The organism is Streptomyces fildesensis, from assembly GCF_016107395.1.
Classification (GTDB): domain Bacteria; phylum Actinomycetota; class Actinomycetes; order Streptomycetales; family Streptomycetaceae; genus Actinacidiphila; species Actinacidiphila fildesensis.
On record NZ_JAAIKO010000032.1, the window covers coordinates 1 to 16,940 of the forward strand.

The 16,940-nt window shown below is 70.2% G+C and carries 15 protein-coding genes and 1 pseudogene; 8 read left to right on the plus strand and 8 right to left on the minus strand.

Features of this window, described 5'->3' with window-relative positions:
- Window positions 1-271 precede the first annotated feature (271 nt).
- Window positions 272-1,021 (plus strand): DUF6159 family protein, encoded by a 750-nt coding sequence (locus C6N31_RS30210; RefSeq protein WP_138355601.1) that lies wholly within the window; start codon window positions 272-274, stop codon window positions 1,019-1,021.
- Between the two features lie 614 nt (window positions 1,022-1,635).
- Here C6N31_RS30210 and C6N31_RS30215 read toward each other — a convergent pair.
- Both C6N31_RS30215 and C6N31_RS30220 read right to left on the minus strand, forming a co-directional pair.
- A complete protein-coding gene (locus C6N31_RS30215) occupies window positions 1,636-1,857 on the minus strand; it encodes a DUF397 domain-containing protein (protein ID WP_198358617.1) in 222 nt (73 codons plus the stop codon).
- Window positions 1,854-2,720 carry a helix-turn-helix domain-containing protein gene (locus C6N31_RS30220; RefSeq protein ID WP_138355599.1) on the minus strand — a complete coding sequence of 289 codons (867 nt, stop codon included), beginning with the start codon at window positions 2,718-2,720 and terminating at the stop codon, window positions 1,854-1,856. The genes C6N31_RS30215 and C6N31_RS30220 overlap by 4 nt, the downstream gene beginning before the upstream one ends.
- A gap of 178 nt (window positions 2,721-2,898) precedes the next feature.
- Between C6N31_RS30220 and C6N31_RS30225 the strand changes: the two genes are divergently transcribed.
- Entirely contained in the window at window positions 2,899-3,357 is a 459-nt protein-coding gene (locus C6N31_RS30225; RefSeq protein ID WP_138355598.1) for an ATP-binding protein, read from the plus strand.
- Window positions 3,358-3,601: 244 nt separating this feature from the next.
- Here C6N31_RS30225 and C6N31_RS30230 read toward each other — a convergent pair whose 3' ends face one another.
- From C6N31_RS30230 to C6N31_RS30245, 4 genes and pseudogenes are all read right to left on the minus strand, one after another.
- Complete coding sequence (locus tag C6N31_RS30230) at window positions 3,602-4,957, minus strand: GH1 family beta-glucosidase (protein ID WP_164297628.1); 1,356 nt, start codon at window positions 4,955-4,957, stop codon at window positions 3,602-3,604.
- 20 nt (window positions 4,958-4,977) lie between these two features.
- On the minus strand, window positions 4,978-5,847 hold the full coding sequence (locus C6N31_RS30235) for a carbohydrate ABC transporter permease (RefSeq protein WP_138355597.1): 870 nt from the start codon (window positions 5,845-5,847) through the stop codon (window positions 4,978-4,980).
- Window positions 5,840-6,748 (minus strand): annotated as a pseudogene (locus C6N31_RS30240) (carbohydrate ABC transporter permease); the annotation flags it as partial. The gene C6N31_RS30235 and the pseudogene C6N31_RS30240, both read right to left, overlap by 8 nt.
- A gap of 5 nt (window positions 6,749-6,753) precedes the next feature.
- Window positions 6,754-8,076 (minus strand): ABC transporter substrate-binding protein, encoded by a 1,323-nt coding sequence (locus C6N31_RS30245; protein ID WP_138355595.1) that lies wholly within the window; start codon window positions 8,074-8,076, stop codon window positions 6,754-6,756.
- 241 nt (window positions 8,077-8,317) lie between these two features.
- Between C6N31_RS30245 and C6N31_RS30250 the strand changes: the two genes are divergently transcribed.
- The 6 genes from C6N31_RS30250 to aroA all read left to right on the plus strand — a co-directional run bounded on the left by C6N31_RS30250 (window position 8,318) and on the right by aroA (window position 14,694).
- On the plus strand, window positions 8,318-9,634 hold the full coding sequence (locus C6N31_RS30250; protein WP_138355594.1) for an ROK family transcriptional regulator: 1,317 nt from the start codon (window positions 8,318-8,320) through the stop codon (window positions 9,632-9,634).
- Between the two features lie 62 nt (window positions 9,635-9,696).
- Window positions 9,697-10,506 (plus strand): AIM24 family protein, encoded by an 810-nt coding sequence (locus tag C6N31_RS30255; protein WP_138355593.1) that lies wholly within the window; start codon window positions 9,697-9,699, stop codon window positions 10,504-10,506.
- Window positions 10,507-10,660: 154 nt separating this feature from the next.
- Window positions 10,661-11,095: a guanyl-specific ribonuclease gene (locus C6N31_RS30260; RefSeq protein ID WP_198358618.1), complete on the plus strand. Its 435-nt coding sequence runs from the start codon at window positions 10,661-10,663 to the stop codon at window positions 11,093-11,095.
- Window positions 11,096-11,367: 272 nt separating this feature from the next.
- On the plus strand, window positions 11,368-11,991 hold the full coding sequence (locus C6N31_RS30265) for a bifunctional 4-hydroxy-2-oxoglutarate aldolase/2-dehydro-3-deoxy-phosphogluconate aldolase (protein ID WP_138355591.1): 624 nt from the start codon (window positions 11,368-11,370) through the stop codon (window positions 11,989-11,991).
- A gap of 169 nt (window positions 11,992-12,160) precedes the next feature.
- Complete coding sequence (locus C6N31_RS30270; RefSeq protein WP_381588287.1) at window positions 12,161-13,339, plus strand: cytochrome P450 family protein; 1,179 nt, start codon at window positions 12,161-12,163, stop codon at window positions 13,337-13,339.
- A gap of 119 nt (window positions 13,340-13,458) precedes the next feature.
- Window positions 13,459-14,694, plus strand: a complete 1,236-nt coding sequence (gene aroA / locus C6N31_RS30275) for a 3-phosphoshikimate 1-carboxyvinyltransferase (RefSeq protein WP_138355589.1) — start codon at window positions 13,459-13,461, stop codon at window positions 14,692-14,694.
- A gap of 39 nt (window positions 14,695-14,733) precedes the next feature.
- Here the strand turns inward: aroA and C6N31_RS30280 are convergent, their stop codons facing one another.
- Both C6N31_RS30280 and C6N31_RS30285 read right to left on the minus strand, forming a co-directional pair.
- A complete protein-coding gene (locus C6N31_RS30280; RefSeq protein WP_138355588.1) occupies window positions 14,734-15,903 on the minus strand; it encodes an amidohydrolase in 1,170 nt (389 codons plus the stop codon).
- Between the two features lie 245 nt (window positions 15,904-16,148).
- The gene (locus C6N31_RS30285; protein ID WP_138355587.1) at window positions 16,149-16,934 is read right to left on the minus strand and encodes an arylamine N-acetyltransferase family protein; all 786 of its coding nucleotides are present in this window, start codon (window positions 16,932-16,934) and stop codon (window positions 16,149-16,151) included.
- Window positions 16,935-16,940 lie beyond the last annotated feature (6 nt).

Sequence of the window (16,940 nt, forward strand, 5' to 3'; positions counted from 1 at the left end):
GGATCGACATCTTCCCCGACGGCGGCATCTCCCGCCTGCGCCTGCACGGCTCCCTCACGGCGCGCGGTGCTGAACAACTCACCACCCGCACCGAAGAAATCAGCTGAACGCAGGCTGACTGTACGTACGTTGACCGCCCCCAGCCGAGCATCGGCCGGGGGCGGTCGGCGGTTCCGCGTATCGGGCGATTCGGTCGGTGGCGAGCGGGCCTCGGCGACTGACATAACCTGTGCCGCGTCGACGAAGTATGACCATCCGTGGGGGACCTCTCGTGAGTACCGTCAAGCCCGTTCGCCTGTCCTTCGGGGTACTGCGAAGAAACCGCCGCCTGCTGATGTTTCCGCTGCTCAGCGGTTCCGCGCTGATAATGATAGCCGGCGGCGTGGCGGCGCTGACGCTCCTTCTGGACGGAGCCGAATCGTCAGAGTCCACCTTCGACGTCCTCTACGTGGGCGTCGGCTATCTCCTGCTGGGATTCGTGCTCACGCTCTGCAGCGCCGCGATGATCTGCGCGGTCGATGACGTGCTGCGGGGAGAGCCGGTCCGGATCGGCGCGAACTATCGGCGAGCTGTGCGGAACTGGCGACGGCTGCTGGCGTGGAGTCTGCTCAGCACGACGGTTCTGCTGCTCATCCGACAGCTGGAGCGGATCCCGGTCGTCGGCTGGATCCTGGGCGAACTCTTCAGCGCCGGATGGGCCGTCGCCACCTACCTGGCGCTGCCGGCCATGATGATCGACGGCCTCGGGGTCGTCGAGAGCACCCGCCGGTCGGCGCGGATGCTGCGCGAGACGTTCTCCCGCCAGGTGTTCGGCTCGCTGTGGATCGCGCTGCCCATGGTTCTCTCGGTGGTCATCGGATTCGCGGCATTCATGCTCGCAGCGGAGTCGAACAGCATGGGGCTCGCCATCGCGGGCGGACTGTTCGCCGCCCTGCTGCTGTTCTGCACGCTGCTGGTAGGCACCACGGTCTCCGGGATCTTCCGCACGATGCTCTACCGGGACGCGGCGGCTGCGGCGTAATTCCTTAGCGCCGGGGTGCGGGTGGTGGGGTGGCCGAGGTTCCGACAGTACGAAGGGGTGCGTCTGCGGCGCTGCGCACCTTGACCGGGCGGAGGGAGGCCCCGGCGCTGCGCGCCTGCCAGCGGGTCGGCCCGCTGCGCGGCCCCGCGCGAAGCGATCCCGGTCCGCTGCGCTCCCCTTGGCGGGGCTGGAGCGGGTTGAGCTCGTGGTGCTCTGCGGGTGATGGTTTGGCCCACCGTCCTCGGCCGGAGGTGGTGCTGGTGTGACGGGGGATGTCCTGCGGGTCCTATGAGGCGGTGTTTTGGCTGGCCCGGATCACTAAGGACGGTCAAACGCCGGTATAGCGGCAGTCCGGCCACGCAAGCTGATCCGAAGCACGCGGTGCTCGCCTTCCGGGGCCTCCCCGACAAAGCCGCGCCGCCCCGGCCACATGCCACCCCCACCCCGCCCGGGGAGCGCAGCGGACCGGATCGCTTGGCTCGGGCCGCGCAGCGGGCCGCTTCACTGGCAGGCGCGCAGCGCCGGGGCCGCCCCTCCGCCCGGTCAAGGTGCGCAGCGCCGCAGAAGGGCGCTTCGCATCGCTCTGACCTCAGCTACGCACCCGCCCGGCCGGATCAGAGCTCGCCGGCGATGACCCCTGCGCGGAACGCGGCCCACTCGGCCGCGTCGAACCGGAGGGGCTCCCGCCCCGGGTTCTTGGAGTCGCGCACGGCGACGGCGCCGTTGGGGAGATCTGCGATCTCCACGCAGTTGTTCTCGGCTCCGCTGGCGGAGGACTTGCGCCAGGCTGCGACGGAGAGGTCGTGCGTGTACAGCTCCGCCTTGGGTCCGTTCACTTTCTGTGGCCTTCTTCCATCTGCGCGATACGGGCGAGTGAGTCTTCCACCGGCAGCGCTGTCGCACGGATCCGCTCGAACGCTTTGGTGAAGGGCACAGCTTCATCGCCCTCAACGTATGCCGCTCCGCTCAGGTTTTCCAGCAGGACCACGTCCGGGATGGGACCGGGGAACGAGACGATGGAGAATCCGCCCACGACACCCGGATGGGTGCTGCAGTCCAGCGGCATCAACTGGATGGTCACGTTCGGCATTTCGGCTGTGTCGAGTAGGCGGCGCAGTTGCTCGCGCATCGTCGCCGGACGGACCACGAACCGTTGATGCAGGGCTGCCTCGTGGATGATTACCCACAACTCCAGTGGATTGCCAGGCCGGGTGAGCACGGACTGGCGTGCCAGCCGGACCTCGGCCAGTGCCGCGATATCGTCCGGGGTTCGCGACGTGGTGATGCCCGCGATGTTCTCGCGTGCGTAGGCCGCCGTCTGCAATAGTCCGGGGACCACGAGAGGCGCCCACTCGCAGATCTGCTCGGCGTCGGACTCCAGCGAGATGTAGTCGGCGTAAGCGGGCGCAACGATGCCGCTGTACGTCTGCCACCACCCCTTCTTGCTCGCGTCCTTTGCCAAGTTCTCGAGCGCTGCGTGCACTTCAGGATCGCCGACGCCGTAGATCTGGAGCAGTGAGCTGACCTCGGCCGGCCGGATGGCCTGTGCCGCGTTCTCGATCTTCGACATCTTCGGGCCCCTCCACCCCATGGCGATGGCGGCTTCGTCGAGCGTCAGCCCGGCGTCGTTGCGCAGCCTCTTCAGGGTTGCGCCGAGGCGGCGGCGCCGGACGGTCGGGATCAGCGGAGAGTTGGGCATAGCCGCAGTCCTACACCAGCAACCGGGTTGAAGAGAACGGTCAGTGATGAAGCGTCATTCATATCGGGTAGAAAACTTGCGATGGAATCAGAAAAGCGCCACCATCGGAGAGTCGTCACGCAGGGTCGATGACCCGGCGCACGGCGCGACATGATCCGACGCTGCCTGTGGAGGTGCCATGTACGACATGGCCGAAGTGCACGGACCCCCAACCCCCGGCTTTTACCTCCGCACCAGACCGCACGGCTTCGTCGTCCACCTCGTCGCTTCCGGCGACAACCTGCGCGCCGTCCGGGAGCTGACCCGTAAGACCCTCGCCTCGGCGGGCGTTGACACCGAGACGGCCGAGAGCGCGCAGCTCGTGCTGTCCGAGCTGGTCGGGAACTCGGTTCGGGCGTGCGGGGAGTGGGTGCCGCTGGTGGTGGAGCTGTCCGTCGGGCGGACGGTGGTGGTGTTAGGGGTGCACGATCCGGATCCGGCGCGGATTCCGCGCCGGCGCGCGGTGGCGATGGATGACGCCGACGCCGAGTCCGGGCGGGGGCTGGCGCTCGTGGATCTGCTCACGTCGGGGTGGCGGGTGGCGCGGTCGCCGGTCGGGAAGCAGGTCCGCTGCCGGCTGGAGCTCGCGGCGGGGTGAGTGAGTGCCCGGCTCCGCCCTCATCCCGCCCGCGGGGCGAGTGCCCGGCTCCGCCCTCATCCCGCTCGCGGGGCGAGTGCCCGGCTCCGCCCTCATCCCGCTCGCGGGGTGAGGGCCTGGAAGCCGCCGTCTGCCCGCCGCCGTGTGAGGGCCTGGCAGCCGCCGTCTGCCCGCCGCGGGGTGAGTGCCCGGCAGCCGTCCTCCCCGTGCGGGACGGATGCCGGGCACAAGTGCGAGCGAACCGTCAGGCCGCGCGGCGGGCGCGGCGGTGGTGGGCGGCGATGATGTCGGCGTAGCGGCGGCCGCTGCCCTTGATGGTGCGCTTCTGCGTCGGGTAGTCGACGTGGATCAGGCCGAAGCGCTTGTCGTAGCCGTAGGCCCACTCGAAGTTGTCCAGCAGCGACCACGCGAAGTAGCCGGCCAGCGGTGCGCCGCGGCGCACCGCTCTCGCGCAGGCGGCCAGGTGCTCCTCCAGGTAGGCCTGTCGCTCCGGGTCGTCGACCTGGCCGTCGGGGCCGACGGTGTCGGGGTAGGCGGAGCCGTTCTCGGTGACGAAGATCCGCTCGGCCCCGTACTCCTCGGCGACCCGGACGAGCAGCTGCTCCAGGCCGTCGCCGTAGACCTCCCAGTCCATCGCCGTGCGCCGGACGCCCGGCAGGTAGACCTGCTTGGCGCGCGGCGGCAGGCCGGTGGGGTCGTCGGCGATGACGTTGCGGAAGTAGTAGTTGACGCCGAGCCAGTCGAGCGGGGCCGCGATGGTGTCGAGGTCGCCGCTGCGGATCGGGAGGTCGACGCCGTACAGGTCGACCATGTCCTGCGGGTAGCCGCGGCCGTGGATCGGGTCGAGCCACCAGCGGTTGGTGTGGCCGTCGGCGCGGATCGCGGCGGCCTGGTCGGCCTCGCGGTCGGTGGCGGGCTCGCAGGGGCTGAGGTTGTTGACGATGCCGATGCGGGCGTTCGGGTTGGCGGCGCGGATCGCCTGGACGGCGAGGCCGTGCCCCAGGTGCAGGTGGTACGAGGCGCGGACCGCGGCCGTGATGTCGGTGAGGCCGGGGGCCATCTTGCCCTCGAGGTGGCCGATCCAGGACGAGCAGAGCGGCTCGTTGAGCGTCGCCCAGTCGTGGATGCGGTCGCCGAGGGCTTCGGCGACCACCGACGCGTACTCGCCGAACCGCTCCGCGGTCTCCCGCTCCGGCCAGCCGCCCCGGTCCTGCTGGGCCTGTGGCAGGTCCCAGTGGTAGAGCGTCGGGAAGGGGGTGATGCCCGCTTCGAGGAGGGAGTCGGTGAGCCGGTCGTAGAAGGCGAGTCCGGCCGGGTTGACCGGCCCGCCGCCCTGCGGCATGACACGGGGCCAGGCGATGGAGAACCGGTAGGCGTCCAGGCCGAGATCGCCCATGAGGGAGATGTCCTCGGGTACCCGGTGGTAGTGGTCGCAGGCCACGTCGCCGGTGTCACCCTCCGCCACCTTGCCCGGGGTGTGGGAGAAGGTGTCCCAGATCGAGGGGGACCGGCCGTCCTCGTCCACCGCTCCTTCTATCTGGTAGGCGGCGGTCGCCGCACCCCAGATGAAGTCGGCGGGGAGAGCGCTGAGGTCGTTCACGAGCAGCCTTTCGGTGGTGGTCACTTGACGGCGCCGGCGGTGAGTCCGACGACCAAGTAGCGCTGGAGCAGCAGGAACCCGGCGACCACGGGCACACTCACGACGAGTGAGGCGGCCATGACCTGGTTCCAGTACACGTCGGTCTGGGTGGCGTATCCCTGCAGGCCGACGGCGAGGGTGCGGGTGGTGTCGTTCGTCATGACCGACGCGAAGAGCACCTCGCCCCAGGCCGTCATGAAGGCGTACACCGACACCGCGACGATGCCGGGGACCGCGGCCGGGACGACGACGCGGAACAGCGCGCCGAGCGGGCCGCAGCCGTCCACCATCGCGGCCTCGTCGAGATCGCGCGGGATGGAGTCGAAGTAGCCGACGAGCATCCAGATGGAGAAGGGGAGCGAGAACGTCAGATAGGTGAGGATGAGGCCGCCGCGGCTGCCGTAGAGGGCGATCCCCGTCGCGTTCCCGATGTTGACGAAGATCAGGAAGAGCGGGAGGAGGAAGAGGATGCCCGGGAACATCTGGGTGGACAGCACCGTCACGGTGAAGAACTTGCGGCCCTTGAAGCGGTAGCGGCTGACGGCGTAGGCGGCGAAGATCGCCACGGCCACCGAGGCCACGGTCGCGCTGACCGAGACGATCACCGAGTTCACGAAGTACTTGGCGAGCGGGACCGTGTGCCAGATGTCGATGTACGGCCGGAACGTGAAGCCGCTCGGGATCCACCGGAAGGAGCCCTGCACGTCCTGCAGCGGCTTCAGCGAGGAGCTGAGCATCACGTACACCGGGGCGAGCGTGAAGACCGTGAGCAGGGTGAGGAAGATCCTCCGGGTCCAGATGAAGGACTTCGGCTGCGCCATCGGGGACGGGGGAGGAGGGGGTTTACGCATCGGCCGCATCCCTCCTGCGTGACGTGACGAGCAGATAGATGGCCGTGACGACCAGCAGGAACAGCAGCAGGAGGACGGACATGGCCGAGCCGGAGCCGAAGTTCCAGGTGACGAACGACGACTGGTAGATGTGGATGGAGATCAGGTCGGCGGCCTCCGGCGCCGACCTGCCGAACAGCACGTAGGGCGTGTTGAAGTCGTTGAACGTCCACAGGAAGAGCACCAGCACCAGCACCTGGTTGACCGGCCGCAGCGACGGCAGGGTGATCCGGCGGATCTGCTGCCAGACGCCCGCGCCGTCCATCGACGCCGCCTCGTACAGCTCACGCGGGATGTTCTGCAGCCCTGCCATCAGGCACAGGAACGCGAACGGCCACGAGCGCCAGACGGAGACGGTGACGAGGGCGGTGAAGCTGTTGTCGCCGATCAGCCAGAACGACCGCTCGGAGGTGAGGTGCAGCTGGTCGTGGATCACATGGTTGATCAGGCCCGTATCGCGCTGGAACATGAACGACCAGGTGATGACGGCCGCGTAGACCGGCAGCGCGTACGGGACAAGGAAGATCGCCCGCAGGAATCCCCGGCCGCGGAAGGCGTCCTGCATGAGGATCGCCGCCGCGGTGCCGAGGAGCCAGGAGAGCCCCACGGCGAGGACGGTGAAGCAGAGGGTGACCCAGAACGAGTGCAGCAGCGCCTGGCCGACCGGGGCGTCGAAGTCCACCGCTACGCGGTAGTTGTCCAGGCCGGCCCAGGGCGCGGCGCCCCAGTCGCGGATGAAGAACTGGGTGAGCTGTTTGAAGCTCATCACGATACCGACGATCATCGGGATGAGGTGGATCAGCAGTTCGAGCAGCAGCGCGGGAAGCAGGAGGAGGTAGGGCAGGCCGATCCGGCGCAGTCGCGCGATCACGAGGCCGGCATCTGCTGCTGGGCCTTGGTGAGGGCGTTCTTCACGGAATCGGTGGTGACGTCCTTGCCTGAGGCGGCCTGCGCGAAGAGCTCCTTCATCGCGGTGCCGACGAGCGTCTCGAACTGGCTCTCATTGGGGACCTGCGGCAGCGGGGCGGCGCTCTTGGCGAGCACCTCGGCGAGCGTCTTCAGGTCGGGGGTGGAGAAGGCCGGGTCGCTCTGCGCGTCCTTGACCGGCGGCAGCGAGCCGTAGGTGGCGTTGAGGGTCTTCTGCTCGGCGGCGCTGGTCATGAAGTTGACGAACTTCAGTGAGCCGTCGAGGTTCTTGGTGTTCTTGAAGACCGCGAGGTTGATGCCGGCGACCATCGAGTTGATGGCGTGCGCACCCGTGGCGCCCGCGGTCTGGAACGGAACCGGCGCCACGCCGTAGTCTTCGGGCTTCATGCCGTGGGACTTCAGCGAGGAGGCGGCGGCCTGCCACATCAGCATGCCGGCCTTGCCGGTCGCGAAGTCGGCGAGGGACTGGTTGGCGGCGTACTCGGCGTTGCCGGGGGCTGCGATCTTGTCCTTGCCGATGAAGTCGATGTACTGCTTGACGGCGGCGACGTTCTCCGGGGTGTCGAAGGTGGCTTTGCCGGAGGCGTCGAAGAAGTCCGAGCCGTGCTGCTTGGCGAGGACGAAGGCGTGGTGGATGTTCTCCGAGCCGTTGCCGCCCTCGACGGCGAGGCCGTACTTGCCGTCCTTGGTGAGCTTCTTGCCGTCGGCGACCAGTTCGTCCCAGGTCGTCGGCGGGGCGGCTATGCCCGCGTCGGCGAACATCTTCTTGTTGTAGTAGAGCCCGTAGGCCAGCGAGTACAGCGGCACGGCGGCCGGGTCCTTGCCCTGCGCGCCGGCGGCGGCGAGCGCGGCGCTGACGAAGCGGTCCTTGCCGCCGATCTTGGAGAAGGTGGTGGCGTCGAACGGGAGCAGCGCACCGGTGGCCTGGAGGGACGCCGACCAGGTGTTGCCGATGTTCAGCACGTCGGGCCCCTGGCCCGAAGTGGCCGCGGCCAGAATTCTGTTGAGCAGGTCGGACCAGGGGACGACCTCCAGCTTGACCTTGATCCCGGTCTGCTGCTCGAACTTCTTGAGCTCGGGCTCCAGCACCTGCTTGTCGTTCTCCAGGCTGGTGCCCTGGTTGCTCGCCCAGTACGTCAGGGTCTTCGGGCTGCTGTTGCCGCCGCTGTCGTTGCTGCTGGAGCCGCCGCCGCAGGCGGAAGCGGTGAGTGCCATCGCTGCGGCGATGGCGGTGGCCGCGACTGCCCGGTGGTAGGTACGCATGACGGTCCCCTCTCAGGGGTGGGATCGCTACGGAACGGGAACGGGTCTGGACTGGTGCGGAACCTGACAGGAACGGGTCCGGAAGACGTCAGGAACAGGTCGGGAACGGGTCTGGATCAGTTCAAGAAGTGAACAGGGGCCGTGTCTTATTTCAGGGCGTGATTTAACTTGTGAGAAAAGGTGGCGTCAAGACTTCGCGCACCGATAGATTTCAGCCGGGGAGCCAGGGGAGGAGGACCGAATGGCAGATCGAGGCAAACGAACCGTGCGTGACCTGCGGCGCGGCAACCGGTCGGCGCTGTTGCGCCACCTGTATTTCGAAGGACCACTCAGTCGCCAGGAGTTGGGACGGGACTCCGGGCTGAGCGCGGGATCGATCAGCAACGTCGTCGGCGATCTGATCGCCGACGGGCTGGTCGAGGAGGCCGGTTCCGTCGACTCCGACGGCGGACGGCCGCGGATCCTGCTCAGGGTCGCCGCCGGTTACGGCTGCGTCGTGGGGGTGGATGTCGGGGAGACCCGGGTCCGGGTCGAGCTGTTCGACCTCGCCCTCACCGAACTCGCCGCGGCGGACCTGCCGCTGTCGGACAGCGGCCATGACGTCGACCACGTCGTACGGCTGATTCTCGATGGTCTCTCGGCCGTCGTCCGGGACGCGGGCATCTCCGAGAGCGATGTGCTCGGGGTGGGCGTCGGGGTCCCCGGCATCGTCGAGCAGGGTGACGGCGCCAACGGCCAGGGCGGCTCGGGCGGTTCCGGCGGCCAGGGCGGCTCGGGCGGCTCAGGTATCGACCTCGGCAGCGGCGAGGGCATCGTCGTGCACGGCCAGACCATCGGCTGGAACGCGGTCCCGTTCGGCCGCCTGCTGCGGGCCGGCACCGACCTGCCGCTCTACATCGACAACGGCGCCAAGACGCTGGGCCAGGCCGAGATGTGGTTCGGCGCCGGACGCGGCGCGAGCAGCGCCGTCATCGCGCTGCTCGGCTCGGGCGTCGGCGCCTGCGTGGTCGCCGACGGCAAGCCGTACCGGGGGGCCACCAGCAGCGCGGGGGAGTGGGGTCACACCACCCTCCAGGTGGGCGGCCGGCTCTGCCGGTGCGGCGCCCGCGGCTGCCTGGAGGCCTATGTCGGCGCCGAGGCGCTGCTGGAACGCTGGGGCCGGGCCCCGGAGGGGCAGAGCGAGGAAGCGGGCCTCACGGCCCTGCTGACCGCCGCCGACGAGGACCCGTCCGCGGCCGCGCTGCTGGCGGAGACCGCCGAGTACCTGGGCGCGGGCATCGCCGACCTGATCAATCTCTTCAACCCCCAGCGCATCGTGATCGGCGGCTGGGCCGGGCTCATGATCGGCCCCCGGCTGCTGCCGGCCGTCCGCGAGGCGGCGGTGGCCTACGCGCTGCACCACCCCTGCGCCCAGACCTCCATCGAGATGGGCCGGCTCGGCCCCGACGCGGTCACGGTCGGCGCGGCCACCCTGCCGCTGGCCAGGCTGCTCGACTCCGGCGGCGCGCCCTGGAACCGGAGCCCAACCGTCCGGGAGGCCCGCCTGGAGGTACGTTGACAAAGCGGGAGCAATCGGATGCTCCCGCCTTGTCGCACCTCGTCCCGCCAAGGAGCCCCGCTGTGACCCTGCAGCAGCAGATCGTCGGCACCGCCATGCAGATGACCGTATGCACCCTTCAGCCAGGTCAGACGGTGTACTGCGAGGCGGGGAAGTTCCTGTTCAAGACGTCGAACGTCACCATGGAGACCCGGCTGTCGGGACCTGGCGGTGTCCAGCCGGGCGGCGGCGCGTCCGGCGGCATGAGCGGCATGCTGCGCCAGGCGATGGGCACGGCCATGCAGGCGGGGCAGCGGGCGCTGGCGGGCGAGAGCCTCGCCTTCCAGTACTTCGCCGCGTCCGGCGGCGAGGGCACCGTCGGCTTCGCCGGGGTGCTGCCCGGTGAGATGCGGGCCCTGGAGCTGGACGGTTCGCGGGCCTGGTTCGCCGAGAAGGACGCCTTCGTGGCCGCCGAGTCGACCGTCCACTTCGGTATCGCCTTCCAGGGCGGACGGACCGGCCGCAGCGGCGGCGAGGGCTTCATCCTGGAGAAGTTCACGGGGCACGGCACGGTGATCATCGCGGGCGCGGGCAACTTCATCGACCTCAACCCGGCGGACTTCGGCGGCCGGATCGAGGTCGACACCGGCTGCATCGTCGCCTTCGAGGAGGGCATCGAGTACGGGGTGCAGCGGATCGGCGGCCTCGACCGGCAGGGGCTGATGAACGCGGTCTTCGGCGGCGAGGGGCTGTCGCTGGCCACCCTGGAGGGCAACGGCCGCGTCATCCTGCAGTCGATGACGATCGAGGGTCTGGCCAACGCGCTGAAGAAGGCTCAGGGCGGCGACAAGCAGGGGCCGACGGGCGGGCTGTTCTCCACCCACCAGGGCTGAGCGGCGTCCGTACGGGCCGGCCGGCCGGTCACCCGGGCCGATCGTGCCGGGCCCGCGCCGGTTCTCACACATCTTCCGTGACCGGTTAACTCCTGGAAAACAGTGTGTGGTTGGCATTGACGGGGCCAGGTCTACGCGCGTCATGGTGGTGTCCATGAGAACCCCACGTCTCACTCGTATCGGCGCGCTCGCCGTCCTCGCGGGCACCCTCCTCGTCGGCGGCCCGGCGGTCGCCGCCTCTCCCGCCGCCCTCGCCCCCACCTCCGCCGCCGTCGGCTCGTCCGCCACGGTGACGGTCAACGCGGTGGGCAGCATCTGCTATTCGGCGCTGCCGTCGCAGGCCCACCACACCCTCGACCTCATCGACGCGGGCGGGCCGTTCCCGTACTCGCAGGACGGCGTCGTGTTCCGGAACCAGGAACACCTGCTGCCCAGTCACACCAGCGGCTACTACCACGAGTACACCGTCGTCACGCCCGGGTCGCCGACCCGCGGCGCCCGCCGGATCATCACCGGCCAAGCGGTCGACGAGGACTACTACACCGCCGACCACTACGCGTCGTTCAAGCTGGTCGACTTCAGCTGCTGAGCACCCTTCCGGGTGCCTGCTGAGCATCCTTCCGGGTGCCTGGTGAGCGCCCTGCCGAGCAGCTGCCGATCCCTCTGCCCACCGCCTTCCGACCCCAGTGAGCGGGGCGGGCGCCGGACCTTCCTCCGGCGCCCGCCCCGCTCTTTCGCGTGTTACGGACCGGATACATCCCCGCGAACCGCAGGCCTCGGTGTCAGAGGCACCCGATAGCGTTCCAGGGAGACGATGATCCGCCCCCGTTCCACAGCACCGAGGAAGGACGGCGATCCGCCGTGTACCGCTGGGAGATCACCCGGGCCGCGCTGGCCCAGCGGGTTTTCGCCATCGTCCGCAGCGAGAGCTACGACCAGGCCGCCGCGGTGGCCGACACGTTGCTCTCGGCCGGGCTGACCACACTGGAGATCTCGCTCACCACACCCTTCGCGCTCGAAGCGGTGACCACCCTCGTCCGCGAGGTCGGCGATGACGCGATCATCGGCGCGGGCACCGTACTGGACGCCACCTCCGCCCGGATGGCCGTCGACGCCGGAGCCCGCTTCCTGGTGTCGCCGAGCCTGGACGAGGGCGTCCTACGGACCGGGCACCGCTACGGCGTCCCGGTCTTCCCCGGCGTGGCGACCCCCACCGAGATGGTCCGCGCCATGGAACTCGGCGCGGACGCGCTCAAGCTCTTCCCCGCCTCCGGCTACGCCCCCGGCTGGATCAAGGACGTGCGCGCCGCCCTTCCGCAGGCCGCGCTGCTGCCCGCCGGCGGCATCACGGTCGACACCGCGCCGGACTGGATCGCCGCGGGCGCCGTCGCCTGCGGGATGGGACCTGAGCTCACCGAAGGCGACCGCGACACCGTCGCCAAGCGGCTGACCGAGCTGCTGGCCCGCCTGGCGGACGCCCGCTGACCCCCTGACCACCGGACCCCCTGACCACCGGACCCCCTGACCACCGGACCCCCGGGTCCCCTGACCTCCTGCCCGCTGTACTCCTCCGTGAGGGGGAGGCGCGCTCCGCCGACGGCCGGTTACCGTGCGGAGCAAGGCGAACCCGTCTGACCAGGGGGAGGTTATGGGCATGTCCGAGATCATCGATCTGACCGCCTACGGCGAGGAGTTCACCGCCGACCCGTACCCGATCTACGCCAAGCTGCGGGAGCAGGGCCCGGTCCATCGGGTCCGCACCGTCGACAACGGCGAGCTGTGGCTCGTCGTCGGCCATGAGGCGGTGCGCTCGGCGCTCGCCGACTCCCGGTTCAGCAAGAGCTGGCGCACCCTGGACCCGCTCGCCGAACCCGGCGCCATCAGCGCCAACATGCTGGAGGCCGACGCACCGCAGCACACCCGGCTCCGGAAGCTGGTGGCCAAGGAGTTCACCGCACGCCGTGTCGAGGCGCTGCGGCCCCGGGTCCAGGAGATCACCGACGAGCTGCTGGACGAGATGCTGCCGCTCGGCCGCGCCGACCTGGTGGACGCGCTCGCCTTCCCGCTCCCGATGACCGTCATCTGCGAACTGCTCGGCGTCCCGTCGCTGGACCGCGAAGCGTTCCGGCGCTGGTCCAACGTGATCGTCGGGCAGGCCGGCGCCGAGGCGGAGAACGCCGCGGTGGAGGCCATGGGCGCCTACCTGGTGGAGCTCATCGAGGACAAACGGTGCAGTGCCCCCGCCGACGACCTGATGAGCGCCCTGATCCGCACCCGGCACGAGGACGGCGACCAGCTGTCGGCCGAGGAACTCGTCGGGATGGCCTTCCTGCTCCTGGTCGCCGGGCACGAGACGACCGTCAACCTGATCTCCAACGGGGTACTGGCACTGCTCCGGCACCCCGGCCAGCTCGCCGAGCTGCGCGCCGACCCCTCGCTGCTGGACGGCGCGATCGAGGAGATGCTGCGCTACGACGGGCCCGTCGAGACCTCCACCTGGCGGTTCACCACCCAGCCCGTCGACATCGGCGGCACCGTCATCCCGAGCGGCGAGCCGGTCCTGGTGGCGCTGGCCTCAGCGGACCGCGACCCGGAACGCTTCGAGGAGCCCGACACCTTCGACATCCACCGCTCCGCCCAGGGCCATCTGGCGTTCGGCCACGGCATCCACTACTGCCTCGGCGCCCCGCTGGCCCGTATCGAGGGCCGGACCGCGATCCGCACCCTGCTGGAACGCTGCCCGGACCTGGCGCTCGACGCGGACCCCGCCACCCTGACCTGGCGCCGCGGCATGCTGATCCGCGGTGTCCACCGGCTGCCGGTGCGCTACTAGGTGCTGCCCGGCAACGCCACCGGTTCCGTCACCTGATGTGCGCGGACCTAGAATCGGTCCCGATCAAGGCATCAGCAACGCCGCTGACGCGCGTCCGAGTCGTATCGGGAGGCCCAGAAGTGTCCGTTGTCGCCGTGCCGGGTTCGAAGTCGGTCACCGCCAGAGCGCTGTTCCTGGCAGCCGCCGCCGAGGGCACGACCACGCTCCGCCGGCCGCTGCTCTCCGACGACACGGACGGCTTCGCCGAGGGGCTGACGAAGCTGGGCTACGCGGTCGAGCGGGAGCCGGACCGGTGGCGGATCGAGGGCCGGCCGGCCGGCCCCGCCGTCGGGCAGGCGGACGTGTACTGCCGTGACGCGGCCACCGCCGCCCGTTTCCTGCCCGCGCTCGCCGCCGCGGGACACGGCACGTACCGCTTCGACGCCTCCGCCCAGATGCGCCGCCGCCCCGTCGCCCCGCTCACCGACGCCCTGCGCCGGCTCGGCGTCGACCTGCGGCACGAGGAAGCGGAGGGCCATCTGCCGCTCACCGTCACCGCGCGCGGCATCAAGGGCGGCGACCTCGAACTCGACGCGAGCCTGTCGTCCCAGTTCCTCACCGCGATGCTGCTCGTCGCCCCGCTCACGGCCGAGGGTCTGCGGATCCGCGTCACCGGGCTCGTCTCCGCCCCGTACGTCGAGATCACCCTGGCGATGATGCGGAGCTTCGGCGTCGAGGTGCTGCGGGAGGGCGACACCCTCACCGTTCCGCCCGGCGGCTACCGCGCCACCGACTACGACATCGAGCCCGACGCCTCCACCGCGAGCTACTTCTTCGCCGCCGCCGCGCTGACCGGCGCCTCCGCGACCGTCCCCGGCCTGGGCGCGGACGCGCTCCAGGGCGATCTGCGCTTCGTCGACATCCTGCGGCGGATGGGCGCGGAGGTGGAGACCGGAGCGGACGCCACCACCGTCACCGGCACCGGGCGGCTGTCCGGGGTCACCGTCAACATGCGCGACATCTCCGACACCATGCCGACCCTCGCCGCCATCGCGCCGTTCGCCGACGGCCCGGTGCGGATCGAGGACGTCTACAACACCCGCGTCAAGGAGTGCGACCGGCTGGACGCGTGTGCGGAGAACCTCCGCCGGCAGGGCATCCGGGTCGAGACCGGACGCGACTGGATCGAGATCCACCCCGGCACGCCCGTCGCCACCGAGATCACCTGCCACGGGGACCACCGCATCGCCATGAGCTTCGCCGTCGCCGGGCTGCGCACCCCGGGTGTCACGTTCGACGACCCGGGATGCGTGAAGAAGACCTTCCCCAAGTTCCACGAGGCGTTCGCGGCGCAGCGCCGCACCTGGGGCGTCTGAGTCCTCGTCCGGGACGAGGGCTCGGTCAGGGTCCGCGGCTCAACGCGCGCTGTACTCGGTGAGCGCCAGCCGCAGGGTCTCGCGCATGAGCTTCACGCCGACGGCGATGCACTCCTCGTCGACGTCGAACCGCCCGCTGTGCAGGTCGTAGGCGGTCGCCCGGCCGCGGGGCCGGACCCCGAGCCGGGCCAGGCCGCCGGGCACGGATTCCAGGTACCAGGCGAAGTCCTCGCCGCCGAGGCTCTGCGGGGTCTCGTAGCGCGCACCGGGTTCGAGGGCCGACGTGACCGCCGCGTCGAACACCCGCATAGCGTCCGGGTCGTTGGTGACCGCGGGCGCCACCTGGTTGAAGTCGGCGTTGAACGTCACCCCGTACGGGGAGACGATCGCGGAGGCCAGCCGCTCGAACAGTTCCGGTACCGCCGCCCACGCCTCCCGGCTCAGCGACCGCACCGTCCCCAGGGATGTGACGCGCTCCGGCCGGCCGTCGGGTCCGGGCACGCTGTTCACCGTCCCGAACACCGCCGAGGCGACCATCGCGGCGCCTGGGGGCAGCGCGTTCTGCAGGGCGGTCGGGAGGTCGGTGATGAGCTTGGCCATCACCATCACCAGGTCCGCGGGATGGGCTCCGGGCGCGGTGCCGGCCGGCGGCTGGGTGATCTGGATGTCGAAGGCGGTCAGGCTGGAGGTGATCGGCCCGGTGCGGATCCCGACCCGGCCCACCTCGCCCGCGGGATCGCAGTGCAGGGCGTAGATGACCGCCACGTCCTTGAGCACCCCGGCCGCGATGGCGTCGTGGGCGCCGCTGGGTACGGCCTCCTCCGCGGGCTGGAAGATGAACCGGGCCCGCCCCTCGATCGCTTCGGGCGCCTGGGCGAGCCCCAGTGCCACCCCGAGCATGATCGTGGTGTGCACGTCGTGCCCGCAGGCGTGACACGTCCCGGGCTGGGTGGACCGGTACGGGACCTCCTTCTCGTCCGCGACGGGCAGCGCGTCGATGTCGGCGCGCAGCGCCACGAGCGGGCCGCGGCCGTCACCGATGTCGCAGTACAGGCCGGTGCCGCCGGGAAAGATCTGCGGCGCGAGACCGGCGGCCGTGAGCTGCTCGGCGATGAAGGCGGTGGTGCCGAACTCCTTGCGCGCCGTTTCCGGGTGCGCGTGGATGTGGCGGCGGATCTGCACCAGGCGGTCGAACCTGTCGGGATTCATGACTATCCAGTTCCAGCGGTGACGGAGTCTTCCAGCGGTGACGGAGGTCGTAGCGCGGACGCCCGCTGCTCGACGGCGTCATCGTATGCGAGCCGGGCGGGCCGCCGGGTGCGGTGCGCCCACCCGACAACTCCCGTGGTGAGAAGGCCCGTTGGGGTGACGGATACCTGCGGGGGCCGTGCGGGAGCCGGTACGCCGGGTGATTCGGGCGGCGGATATCCCGCGAAGGTGTGACCGTCCACCCGTCAGTTCGATTCTTCCGGCGCCGCCGGCTGGACCGGGAGCCGGTCGAGGACGACACCGAAGGAGTCGCGGTAGACGGCGAGCAGTTCGTCCTGCTCCAGGTCCTGTTCGTGCCGTTCGTCGCCCTCGGTGGTGATGAGGGAGGTGCCGCTGAGGGTGATCCGGCCGGTCGGCGTGAGCAGCGAGCAGACCAGCGACCGGGTGAAGTGGGACGCGGGGGAGGTGCGCTGCCACCAGCAGGTCGGTTCGAAGTCGGCGAGTTCGCGGGGGCGTTGCTCCAGCCGGTACTCCGCTACGCCGTCCTTGAGGATGTCGACGTCACCGTCCGGCGCGTCGGCGACACGGAAGACACCGCTGGGGTCCGACTGGTCCTCGCGGCTGTCCAGCCGGATCGGGTGCTGGGTGAACCGGCCGAAACCGACGTCCACCAGCCAGGAGCCGGAGGCCTCGACGCGCAGCGCCAGATGGTCGAAGGGCGGGCCGAGGACCCCGTCCTTGTCGAAGACCCGGGCGGCGAACAGGCTCACCGGGTACCCGAGCTCCGTCAGCAGCGCACCGAACAGACCGTTGAGTTCGTAGCAGAAGCCGCCCCGCCGGGCCCCGACGACCTTGGCGTGGAGCGCCTCCCGCGTCAGCACGATCTCCTCGCCGAGATGGATCGAGAGGTTCTCGAACGGCACGGTGAGCAGATGACGAAGCTGCAGGTCGCGCAGCGCGGCGGCGTCGGGTATTGCGGGGCGGTCGGCCCCGATGCGCGAGAGGTAGGCGTCGGCCTGTGATGCGTCCATGACGCA

Excerpts from the sequence above, each read along its gene's own strand:
- C6N31_RS30260 (WP_198358618.1), top strand. The coding sequence starts at position 10,661 with ATGAGAACCCCACGTCTCACTCGTATCGGCGCGCTCGCCGTCCTCGCG.
- C6N31_RS30270 (WP_381588287.1), top strand. The coding sequence starts at position 12,161 with ATGTCCGAGATCATCGATCTGACCGCCTACGGCGAGGAGTTCACCGCC.
- C6N31_RS30285 (WP_138355587.1), bottom strand. The coding sequence starts at position 16,934 with ATGGACGCATCACAGGCCGACGCCTACCTCTCGCGCATCGGGGCCGAC.
- C6N31_RS30225 (WP_138355598.1), top strand. The coding sequence starts at position 2,899 with ATGTACGACATGGCCGAAGTGCACGGACCCCCAACCCCCGGCTTTTAC.
- C6N31_RS30235 (WP_138355597.1), bottom strand. The coding sequence starts at position 5,847 with ATGCGTAAACCCCCTCCTCCCCCGTCCCCGATGGCGCAGCCGAAGTCC.
- C6N31_RS30220 (WP_138355599.1), bottom strand. The coding sequence starts at position 2,720 with ATGCCCAACTCTCCGCTGATCCCGACCGTCCGGCGCCGCCGCCTCGGC.
- C6N31_RS30280 (WP_138355588.1), bottom strand. The coding sequence starts at position 15,903 with ATGAATCCCGACAGGTTCGACCGCCTGGTGCAGATCCGCCGCCACATC.
- C6N31_RS30250 (WP_138355594.1), top strand. The coding sequence starts at position 8,318 with ATGGCAGATCGAGGCAAACGAACCGTGCGTGACCTGCGGCGCGGCAAC.
- C6N31_RS30245 (WP_138355595.1), bottom strand. The coding sequence starts at position 8,076 with ATGCGTACCTACCACCGGGCAGTCGCGGCCACCGCCATCGCCGCAGCG.